The organism is Streptomyces acidicola (genome assembly GCF_009377235.1).
In the GTDB taxonomy this organism is placed as follows: Bacteria; Actinomycetota; Actinomycetes; order Streptomycetales; family Streptomycetaceae; genus Streptomyces; species Streptomyces acidicola.
In genome coordinates this window covers 19,666-30,077 of record NZ_VMNX01000104.1, presented here as the reverse complement: position 1 = coordinate 30,077, position 10,412 = coordinate 19,666, and the positions used below count along the sequence as shown (strand labels likewise).

Annotated in this window: 8 protein-coding genes; 5 read left to right on the top strand and 3 right to left on the bottom strand. The window is 68.8% G+C overall.

Annotation, left to right across the window (positions count from 1 at the left end; translation table 11 throughout):
• Nucleotides 1–879, bottom strand: an 879-nt coding sequence (locus FPZ41_RS25155) for a Gfo/Idh/MocA family protein (RefSeq protein ID WP_152865985.1), incomplete at its 3' end; no start/stop codon positions are given.
• Between the two features lie 231 nt (nt 880–1,110).
• Here FPZ41_RS25155 and FPZ41_RS50335 point away from each other — a divergent pair.
• The 5 genes from FPZ41_RS50335 (at nt 1,111) to FPZ41_RS25130 (ending at nt 6,146) form a co-directional block, all read left to right on the top strand.
• Nucleotides 1,111–2,190 carry a hypothetical protein gene (locus FPZ41_RS50335; RefSeq protein WP_407698815.1) on the top strand — a complete coding sequence of 360 codons (1,080 nt, stop codon included), beginning with the start codon at nt 1,111–1,113 and terminating at the stop codon, nt 2,188–2,190.
• Nucleotides 2,191–2,305: 115 nt separating this feature from the next.
• Nucleotides 2,306–3,085, top strand: coding sequence for an HAD-IIA family hydrolase (locus tag FPZ41_RS25145; protein WP_152865983.1), 780 nt, complete (start codon nt 2,306–2,308; stop codon nt 3,083–3,085).
• A gap of 127 nt (nt 3,086–3,212) precedes the next feature.
• Entirely contained in the window at nt 3,213–3,989 is a 777-nt protein-coding gene (locus tag FPZ41_RS25140) for a hypothetical protein (RefSeq protein WP_152865982.1), read from the top strand.
• A gap of 5 nt (nt 3,990–3,994) precedes the next feature.
• Nucleotides 3,995–4,660 carry a sortase domain-containing protein gene (locus FPZ41_RS25135; RefSeq protein WP_152865981.1) on the top strand — a complete coding sequence of 222 codons (666 nt, stop codon included), beginning with the start codon at nt 3,995–3,997 and terminating at the stop codon, nt 4,658–4,660.
• A gap of 472 nt (nt 4,661–5,132) precedes the next feature.
• A complete protein-coding gene (locus FPZ41_RS25130) occupies nt 5,133–6,146 on the top strand; it encodes a glycoside hydrolase family 6 protein (protein ID WP_152865980.1) in 1,014 nt (337 codons plus the stop codon).
• A gap of 254 nt (nt 6,147–6,400) precedes the next feature.
• Here FPZ41_RS25130 and glxA read toward each other — a convergent pair whose 3' ends face one another.
• A complete protein-coding gene (glxA, locus tag FPZ41_RS25125; RefSeq protein WP_152865979.1) occupies nt 6,401–8,338 on the bottom strand; it encodes a radical copper oxidase GlxA in 1,938 nt (645 codons plus the stop codon).
• Nucleotides 8,335–10,305: a glycosyltransferase family 2 protein gene (locus tag FPZ41_RS25120; protein WP_152865978.1), complete on the bottom strand. Its 1,971-nt coding sequence runs from the start codon at nt 10,303–10,305 to the stop codon at nt 8,335–8,337. Before FPZ41_RS25120 ends, glxA begins: the two co-directional genes overlap by 4 nt.
• Between the last annotated feature and the right edge of the window lie 107 nt (nt 10,306–10,412).

Below are 10,412 nucleotides of genomic sequence, written 5' to 3'. Positions count from 1 at the left end.
CATCGACTCGGGCTCCACGCCCCACCCCGCCCCGGCCGTCGGCCGCTCGCCCTCGCGCAGGGCTGCCTCCTGGGGGTCGAGGCCGTACTTCACGTAACCCGCCTTCGAGCCCAGCACACGGAAGCGCGGGCCGAGTTGGGCCGCCGTCGCGGAGACGTACAGGTGGGTGCGGACTCCGCTCGCGTGCGTGAGGGCGATGAACGTGTCGTCGTCCGCCTCGGCGCCCGCGCGGCGGACGTCCGACTCCGCGTACACCTCGGTGGCCGGGCCGAAGAGGACCAGGGCCTGGTCGACCACGTGACTGCCCAGGTCGTACAGCAGACCTCCGATCTCTGCGGGGTCACCGGACTCGCGCCAGCCGCCCTTGGGCTGGGGGCGCCAGCGCTCGAAACGGGATTCAAAACGCCATACGTCACCCAGCTCGCCCTCGGCGAGGAGCCGCTGGAGGGTCAGGAAGTCGTTGTCCCAGCGGCGGTTCTGGAAGACGGAGAGGAGGAGGCCGTGCTCGTCGGCGAGGGCGGCCAGTTCGCGCGCCTCGGCCGCCGTGCCCGCGATCGGCTTGTCGACCACGACCGCGAGGCCGGCCTTGAGAGCGGCGGTCGCCACAGGGACGTGCGTCTTGTTCGGGGACGCGACGACGACCAGGTCCAGCTCTCCGGCGCGGTCCCACAGTTCGTCGGGCGAGTCCGCGAACCGTACGTCCGGGAACTCGGCACGGGCCTGCTCCCGCCGCTCGGGATTCCTGGTGACCACGGTGTCGAGGGCCAGCCCCTCGGTGGCGGCGATCAGCGGGGCGTGGAAGACGGAGCCCGCGAGGCCGTAACCGACCAGGGCCACGCGGAGGGGAACGCCGGGGGCGGAGGCTATGCCAGTCGTCATACGTCCACTTAAGCATGATCGCTCCCGGCGAGGGGTGTGAGGTCGCCGAGGGTGCCGCCCAGTTGCTGCCGGTGCCGCTGTTCGGGTGAGGGAACGGCTGGGCGCGTTCGGCCGAGCGAGGGGACTTGGAGGGCCGTTCGGGGTGCGTCTGGCGTGGCGGGGCCGAATGTGGAGGCTGGAGGGCAAGGTCATGTGATTATGCGAATTTTTACTGGTCTGACCGTCGCCCTTGTGACCGCAGCCGTCCTCACCGTCGGCACGACACGGCCCGCCACCGCCGCGTCTGCCACCGTCGCGTCCGCCACCGTCGCGTCCGCCACGACCTCTCTGCCTACCGATCCCTCCCGCCCCACCTGTGCAGGCAGCGACCCCGGCTCCTTTCCCCTCCGTACCCGTATCCATGACGGCCCGACGAGCTACGACGCGGGCGGCGGGTACGGCACCTGGTCCCTGGACCTCACCAACACCACCTCCCACACCTGCGAGAACATCCACCCCGTGATCGTCCTCGTCGACGACAAACGCGCGCTCCAGCCGACCCAGCCAACCCTGGAGTTCTACGACGGCTCCGATCCCTACCCCGTCACCTTCGAACGCACCGACGCGGACGAACTCGTCGGTGTCCTCGACCACGACGGCTTCCCCGGATTCACCGTCCGCCCGGGCGACACCCTCACCGTGAAACTCCGCCTCGCCGTCACCTCCGGGGCCGAGCCCGACAACGACGTCGTGGTGAACGCGGCCGTCGTCCAACGACGGGGCGACGACGGCGACTGGGTGGGGGAGTCGAACGACTACCAGTTCCGGATCACCGACAGCGACGAAGGCGGCAGCCGGAGAGGAGAGGAACAACCCAGCGGTCGGGAGGGAGAGGAAGAGGAAGGCGAGGGCACCACTCGGAAGGAAGGCGAAGGCGACGGCAGTGGCCGGAAGGAAGCCGATGGCACTGCCCGAAAGGACGACGACGGCACGACCCGAACGGAAGACGACGAAGCCACCGCCCCAAAGAAAGACGAAGCCACCGCCCCAAAGAAAGGTGAGACCCCAAAGCAAGACACTCCAAAGCAAGACACCCCCAAGCACGGCGACACCAGCGCCCGAGAGGAAGGCGACGACGGCGCTGAAGGCGCTGAAGGCGACGAAAGCGACTCCACCGGCACCGACGCACGCGACGAGCGCCCCACGGTTGCCGACGAGCTGGCACGGACCGGGGCGAGTGCGTCGACGTACGTCATGACGTACGTCACCGGGGCGTTGCTGCTCACCGTCGGCGCCCTGCTGGTCGCGCTCGCCCGCCGGAAGTCCCGCTGATCCCTGAGCCAGGATCCCCCTCCTGTTTTCGGTCACCGCTCATTAGGGTGGGGCCGTCGGTACAGAGACGTCCGGCGCCCAGCACGAACCGCGGACGTACGGCAGGAGATCGCACATGCCAGAGCGCAAGCCCATCGAGTCGTGGCTCACCGACATGGACGGTGTGCTGATTCACGAGGGTGTGCCGATCCCCGGCGCCGACGCCTTCATCAAGAAGCTCCGGGAGTCCGGCAAGCCGTTCCTCGTGCTCACCAACAACTCCATCTACACGCCCCGCGACCTGCACGCCCGGCTGTCCCGCATGGGGCTGGACGTGCCCGTCGAGAACATCTGGACCTCCGCCCTCGCCACCGCGCAGTTCCTCGACGACCAGCGGCCCGGCGGCACGGCCTACGTCATCGGCGAGGCGGGCCTGACCACCGCCCTGCACGACATCGGGTACGTGCTCACGGACCACGACCCCGACTACGTCGTTCTCGGCGAGACCCGCACCTACTCCTTCGAGGCCATGACCAAGGCCGTTCGGCTGATCCAGGGCGGCGCCCGCTTCATCGCGACCAACCCCGACGAGACCGGCCCGTCCACCGAGGGCCCGCTGCCCGCCACCGGCGCGGTCGCCGCGCTCATCACCAAGGCGACCGGCCGAAAGCCCTACTTCGCGGGCAAGCCGAACCCGCTGATGATGCGGACCGGGCTGAACAGGCTCGGCGCGCACTCCGAGACCAGCGCGATGATCGGCGACCGCATGGACACCGACGTCCTGGCCGGCATCGAGGCGGGGATGCAGACGTACCTGGTGCTGACGGGGCTCACGCGCCCGGACGAGGTGGAGAACTTCCCGTACCGGCCCTCCAAGGTCGTGAACTCGATCGCCGACCTGGTCGACCGCGTCTGACACCCTCCCGCCCACAACGCCTCACGGGCCACCACAAACATCCCCCACTCGAACGGAGCAGCCACGTCCCTGCCCGGATGCGCGTGCGCGTCCGGAGAGGGAGTCTCCAGATGTCTGGAGGTTCACGATGGGTTCAGTGCGAGTCACATTCTGTTCCGGTGCGGCGGTCGCGGTCGCGGCCACGCTGACGCCGGGGGCGGCATGTCCGGTGGCGTACGCGGCCGATGGCGGGATCTCGGTGACGCCGTCGCCCGCGGTGCCCGGCAGCGACATCCAGCTGCGCGCCCAGGGGTGTTCGGGGCGGACGGGGCGGACGGGCACGGCCTCGTCGGAGGCGTTCGTCGCGGACGCCGTGCTCACCACCGGCCGGGGCGGTGTGCTCGTCGGCGAGACCCGCGTCCGCTCCTCGCTCAGGCCGGGAACGTACCGGGTCGAGGTCCCCTGCGACGGCGTCGAGGACAAGATCGAGACCACGCTCATGGTCGCGGAGAGGGCGGGCGCGCGGGGACCGTCCGCCGCCACGACCACCCGGGCTCCGGCCGCGCCGACTGCCCCGGTTCCCCTGGTCGCCCCGCCTTTCCCCGTCGCTTCCGCCTCGCAGACCGCCCCGGTATTCCCCATCGCTTCCGCTTCCGCTTCCGCCTCCCCGGCCGCGCCGGCATTCCCCATTGCCTCCGCCTCGATGACCACCCCGGGAGCCCCCGTCGCCTCCGCCTCCCCGGTCGAGCCCCTGGGCGTGGGCGGTGGCGGGGCCGCGCACGTCGTAGCGAAGGAGAACAGGGAGCTGAACCCCCGGGCCGAGGGCCCGGGCGCCCGTCACGCCGTGGTCGGTCTCGTCCTGGCGAGTGTGGCCGCGCTGGTCGTCGTCCGCCGCGGCGCCCGCAGGGGACGCGGCACGGAATGACGGAGATGACCGAACGGAACCGTCCCATGGGCAGTGGCCGCCTCGTCACCGGTGTCGCCTGGGCCGTGCTGTTGCTCGGCCTGTGGCTGTGGGGCCGTGAAGTGACCGATGTACGGCGCGGGATCTGGGCGCCGACCACGGGGGACATGGCGGCGGTCGGGCGGCCCGCCGGGGCCGAACTGCCGCCGGAGACCGACCCGTTGGAAGACGCTCGGCCGCAACGGCTGGACATCCCGTCCCTGGGCGTGCGGGCGCCGGTCGCGGCCCGCGGGCCGGCCGACCGGGGCGCGATCGGCCCGCCGCCGTACGCCCGCTCGGGCGCCGTCGGCTGGTACGCGGCCGGAACGCGCCCTGGTGCCGCGGGAGCCGCGCTGTTCGTGGGGTACGCCGGCACCGAGGCCCGGCCCGCCGTCTTCCACGGGCTCAGCGCGGTGCGGATCGGCGAGACGGTCCGGGTGGTCCGCGACGACGGGACGGCCGCCGAGTTCACCGTGGACGACGTCCGGGTCGTCGGCCGGGATCGCTTCGACGCCCAACAGGCGTACGCAGTACGGCAGTCGGGGCGGGCCGAGCTGCGGCTGGTCAGCTGCGGCGGCACCTTCGACCGGGACAGCGGCACCTGCACGGCCGACGTGATCGTGTCCGCGTACCTCACCGGCACGAAACAGTGAACCTGAACCACCTTGGCCCGGTCGGCGACCCGCTCCCCCCAGAGCCGCCGACCGGGCTGGTCCTCGACCGCGCGCGCTCGGGCCGCGGGAGTAACCCGGCACAGGCGCGGGAGGCCTCTGGGCCAATCCGGATATCACGGATGGTGCGGCAGATGGTGTGACAACCGGCGGCTGGGGCCGTCTCGTCCGAACAACTCTAGAACGGTGGAAGCCTGCGGCCTAGAGGCTGTTTAACGCCAAGTCGACCACTGGTGGCTCTATGTGATGCAGGCGGGTGGCGCGCTTTTCGAAGTCGACGGCGAACTCGCCCTGTATGGAGGGACGTTCGGTAAGGGCGGCTACCGAGGCGGCTGTCGCCCACCCACCCGGGGCGTGAGGTAACAGGTGGCCGACAAGGCATGGATGATCTCGTGAGCGCCGCGGGACGTATGCCAGGATTGGGACGTACGACGCTGCACCAGGGGGGAGTTGGATGTACGGCAAGAGGGGGGCACGGGCGTCCGTGGTCGTGGCGGGGGCGGCACTGCTCGTCGCCGGCTGTTTCGGGGGAGACGGCGGCGACAAGGATGACAAGGGCTCCGACGACAAGATCAGCCAGCAGCCCAAGGGTTCGGACCCGTTCTGGGTCAACCCGGAGGGGAACGCGGCGAAGCAGGTGGCCGCGTACGAGAAGGACGGCAAGGCGGAGGAAGCGAAGCAGATCCGCGAGATCGCCGAGCAGCCGACGGCTCAGTGGCTGACGCCGGAGAGCGCGGAGGAGGAGGCCAGGGGGTTCACGGAGGCCGCGCAGCGGGCCGACCGGGACGCGATCCTCGTCCTCTACAACATCCCGCACCGCGACTGCGGCCAGTACTCGGGCGGCGGCGCGGCGGACGGCAACGAATACCGGGCTTTCATCGACAGAGTGGCAAACGGCATCGGCGACCGGCCGACCACGGTGATCCTTGAGCCGGACGCGGTGCTGCACCTGGTGGACGGGTGCACGCCGGACGAGTTCCACGAGGAGCGCTACGACCTCCTCAAGGGTGCCATCGGCAAGCTCAAGTCCCTGAAGAACACGAAGGTCTACCTCGACGCGGGCAATGCCGGCTGGGGCAAGCCCGACCAGATCTTCGAGCCCCTGAAGTGGGCCGGCGTCGAGCAGGCCGACGGGTTCTCGGTCAACGTCTCGAACTTCTACACCACCGAGGACTCCATCAAGTACGGCAAGGAGCTCTCCGCGAAGGTCGGAAACAAGCCGTTCGTCATCGACACCAGTCGTAACGGCAACGGGCCGTACACCGAGGGTGACCCCGGCGAGCGCTGGTGCAATCCGCCGGGGCGGGCGCTCGGTGAGGCCCCGACCACGAAGACCGCGGACGATCTGGTGGACGCGTATCTGTGGGTGAAGCGGCCCGGTGAGTCGGACGGTGAGTGCAAGGGGGGGCCCAAGGCGGGGGAGTGGTGGCCGGAGTACGCGTTGAAGTTGACGGGAGCCTCCGGCTGATTGTGGGGGCGCCTTCTGTGGGGGGTGCCTGAGGTTGAGGGGCGTGTGCGGGTTCGGTTGTGGCTGGTCGCGCAGTTCCCCGCGCCCCTGAAAACCGCGCGGTTCCCCGGGCCCCCAAAGACCTGCGCAGTACCCCGCGCCCCTGAAAACGCGCCCGGCCTCCCGCGCCCTGAAGACGCGCCCAACTACCACCCTCACCCCAAAAGATCAGGCCCCCGCGCATCTCGCGCGGGGGCCTGCAACGTGTGCCTGCCCTACGGAACCCTCACCCACTGTGCCTTGCTCGGGGTTCCCTGGTCGTCTGTTACGAAGAGCATGTACCAGCCGGACTGGACCAGGTTGCGGTTCTTCGGGACGGTCACCGTGACGTTGTTGCCGGATGTCTTGACGTCCAGGGCGATGGACTTCTGGTCGACGTCGGTGACATGGGTGGAGGCGCTGGGGCGGATCAGGCGGGCCGTCTTGATGGACGAGGCGTGCTTCGTGGAGAAGGTCGCCGAGTCACCCCGCTGAACCGTCTTCGGGCCCCCGGAGAGGGACGGCTGAGCGTCCCGGTACAGGTACGGCGGCGTGTAGATCTCGATGCGCTGCTCGAACTCGCCCGGCTTGGTGTTGGCCTTGTCCGCGTAGAGCGAGTCCGAGCCGAAGAACATCACCCGGCCGTCGGGGAGCAGGATGGACCCCGAGTGATAGTTGCGGCCCACCAGCGGGTCGGCCACCCGCCGCATCTCGCCGTTCTTCGCGTCGTACAGCCGCGACTGGAGAATGTTGGAGGCGCCGCGGCCTCGGTAGTCCTCCGAGCCACCGGAGATGAGGACCGTGTCGTCGGGCAGGATCGAGGCCTGCGGGTAGCGCGTGCCCTTCTCCAGTGACGGGCCGTCCACGAACTTCGGGTCGTCCTTCAGCAGGTCGATGACGCGGGTCTTCTTGCTGGACTTCTCCGACTCGCCGACCCCGCCGCCGCCGATCACCATGTACTTCTCGTCCTGCGCGGGCGGCAGCAGCACCGTGCCGGCGGTCTCCAGCAGCTTGACGTCGCTCATGCCCGGGACCTTGGTGAACTTGTTGGTGTCCAGGTCCCAGATGCCCGGGTCGCGGCCCACGTCGTCGGGGCCGTACCCGGCGTTCGCGCCCGAGTAGAACAGCTTGCCGTTCTGCATCAGGGAGATCGCCGGGTAGGTCGGGAACTGCCGGATCTTCTTCGTGTACGTCCACGCCTTGGTCGACGGGTTGTAGACCTCGTTCTTGCCCGGCACCAGCTGGCCGATCTCGTCCAGCCCGGACAGGGAGAGGATCTTGCCGTCCGAGAGTGTGGTCAGCGTGGGGTACCAGCGCGCCTCGTTCATCGGGTCGACCTTGATGTACTTCTCGGCGATCGGGTCGAACTCGAAGGCGTCCCTGATGCCCTGGAAGTCCTTCTTGTCGAGGGCGAGTTTCTGCGCGATGCCGTACGTGTTGCGCGCCTCGGCGCCTGTGAGGCCCTGGATCCGGTAGTTGTCCTCGGTGCCGGTCTCGTACTTCTTGCCGCTGTTGGCGGCCTCGACGTAGATACGGCCGAGCCCCGGGTCGTTGCGCAGGAACGCGCCGGTCGCCGGGTCGAACACCTTCTTCGCACGCGGTACGAGTACCGGGTCCTTGGAGATGAACGTCTTGCCGTTCTCCTTGCCCGTGAACTTGGTGCCCGCGGGCAGGGTGATCGGCTTGTCCGGGTTCTCGTTGTGGACGATCATCAGGCCGCCGGCCTTGGTGACGTCACCCTTGAGCTTCTCGTACCGCTTGGTGCCGCCCGCGATCAGCAGGTTGCCGTTCTCCAGCTGGGTGTGGCCCGTGCAGAACAGGTCGGCGGGCGTCGGGATCTTCTTGATGGTGCCCTTGACCGGGTCCCAGAGCCTGGTGTCGAACTTCTTCGCGTCGAAGTTGTCCTGGTCGTTGCCCGAACCCGCGACGAGCAGCACCTTCCCCGTGCGCAGCAGCGCCGCGTGGATCGTGTTCTGCCGGTACTCCTTGGGGAACTCGACGATCTCCCACTTGCCGTTCTCGGCCTTGTACTCGGGTCTGTTGATCTTGTACTCGTGGTACTGCTCCGTCCCGAAGCGGTACAGCCACGGCCCGTTCATCCCGGCCAGCGCCAGGACCACCGCCGCGCCAATCGCCAGACGACGAGCGCGACGGCGGCCTGCACGGTCTGTCATTTCTTACGTCCCCCAAGGGCGATCTGCATGGTCTGCTCGTTGCCTCCGTTCGCGGCCGCCCAGCTCGGTTTGTGCTGCGGGGCGTGGCCCCCGGTCCCCGGGGCCTGCTGGGCCGGCAACGGCTGTGTGGGCGTCACGGCGCCCTGCGGTTCGCCGGCCGCCGGTGCCGCACCCGTCGGCTTCTTCCGGTCCTGCCGCATCTGCCAGCGCCAGGCGAACATCGGCGAGGCGGTGATCAGCAGCGCGAACGTCGCCCAGATGATCATCGCGGGGTGGGAGTGGCCGAAGTAGAAGCCGGCACTGATCGAAGCGGCGAAGACCAGAATGAAGTACCAGTGGTACCGGAAAGTCCCGAACCAGGTGTCCGGACTGGCCGAATCCCCCTTGGGGGTGACGACGAACTTGCTCTTGCGGCGCAGCACCGAATCGATCAGCGCCTTCGCGTAGAGCGGTGCCGACAGCGCGGACATGACCATGCCGGCCACACCGCCGGAGCCCTCCGGCTCGTGCGGTGAGACGTTGTGGCGGCGGTTCCAGACGTAGAGACCGATCTGGAGGGCGGAGGCGTTGCCGTAGAGCATCAGCCAGATCGTCGGGTCGATGTTCACACCCGAGGCGCCCAGCCCCAGGAACAGCGCACAACTCAGCGCCGCCAAAATCCAGTTGAGGGCCGACATCGGGTAGAAGATGATCATCATCGTGTAGTTGAAGAGCTTGCTCGGCGGCAGCGAGTACCAGCCCTTCCAGTACTGCTTGAGGATCGTCTCGTACGTCCCTCGCGACCAGCGCATCTGCTGGGTGAAGAAGTCCGTCCAGGCCGCCGGTCCCTCACCGACCGCGAGCACGTCCGGGGTGTAGACCGAGCGCCACTTCCGGCCCGTCGCCGGGTTCCTGTGACGGTGGATCTCGAAGCCCGTCGCCATGTCCTCGGTGATCGAGTCGTACAGACCGCCGATCTGCTTCAGCGCCTTGATGCGCACGGCGTTCGAGGTGCCCACGAACATCGGCGAGCCGTACGCGTTGCCCGCGCGCTGGATCAGCGCGTGGAAGAGGAACTGCTGGGACTCCGCGGACTTGGTGATGGGGTTGTCGTAGTTGCCGTACACCTGCGGGCCGATGACGAAGCCCACGTCCGGGTCGCGGAAGAAACCGAGCATCCGCTCCAGGTAGTTGGGCAGCGGCACGTGGTCGGTGTCGACCGAGGCGAAGTAGTCGTAGTCGTCGCCGTGCGCGTCCAGCCAGGCGTTGTAGTTGCCGTGCTTGGTCTTGGCGCGGTGCGGGCCCTTGGGCTGGTTCCACTTCGCGACGCCCTTGCGGGAGAAGTGGTGCACGCCGAGGCGCTCGCAGACCTCCTTCACCTCGGGGTCGTCGCCCTCGTCCAGCAGCCAGACGTGCATGAGGCCGCGGTGACGGATCTTCACCGCCGCCTGAAGCGTCTTCGTCACCATCTCCAGCGGCTCCTTGCCGGGCACGAAGGAGGTGAGGAAGGCGACTCGAGTGCCGACCTCGGGCACCACCGGGACCGGGTCGCGGGCGACGAGGGTGGCGTGCGCGTTCGACAGCACGTTCATGCAGCGGAAGAACTCGATCAGACCGATCGAGACCAGCATCACGATGTCGAGCGCCGGGAGGAAGTCGTAGGCCGGGTAGTCCCGTTCGGTCCAGTGCTCCGGCTGCAGCAGCCAGAACAGCAGCACCAGGGAGAGTATCGGGGCCGCGCCCAGCATCAGGGCGGCGCGGATGCGGTGCGGCTCCTGCGAGAGCAGCGTGCGGTACTGCACCTTGTACGGCTTGTTCGGATCGGGTTGAGTGAGGGGGCCCGCGAGTCGGCTGTAGTGCTCGTAGTCGTATCTGGGCAGCGTCTTCTTGATCCTGCGGAAGCTCCCCGTCCGAGTCGACGGCACCCTGAGCTGGGTGGTCTCGGACGGGTCGAAATTCTGCCGGGCGCCCTTCGGCGTCGACGTCATGAGTCATCCCCCCGCACACACGCGCGCGTGTGTGTTCGTCGGTCGTTCCGCCCGGCTGGGGTCCCCCTCGACCGTCCCCGGACGTATCAGTGGCAGGCCTGCATCCC

Bases quoted from the DNA above. Each gene is read 5' to 3' on its own strand.
- FPZ41_RS25120 (WP_152865978.1), bottom strand. From the start codon at position 10,305: ATGACGTCGACGCCGAAGGGCGCCCGGCAGAATTTCGACCCGTCCGAG.
- FPZ41_RS25140 (WP_152865982.1), top strand. From the start codon at position 3,213: ATGGGTTCAGTGCGAGTCACATTCTGTTCCGGTGCGGCGGTCGCGGTC.
- FPZ41_RS25145 (WP_152865983.1), top strand. From the start codon at position 2,306: ATGCCAGAGCGCAAGCCCATCGAGTCGTGGCTCACCGACATGGACGGT.
- FPZ41_RS25130 (WP_152865980.1), top strand. From the start codon at position 5,133: ATGTACGGCAAGAGGGGGGCACGGGCGTCCGTGGTCGTGGCGGGGGCG.
- glxA (WP_152865979.1), bottom strand. From the start codon at position 8,338: ATGACAGACCGTGCAGGCCGCCGTCGCGCTCGTCGTCTGGCGATTGGC.
- FPZ41_RS25135 (WP_152865981.1), top strand. From the start codon at position 3,995: ATGACCGAACGGAACCGTCCCATGGGCAGTGGCCGCCTCGTCACCGGT.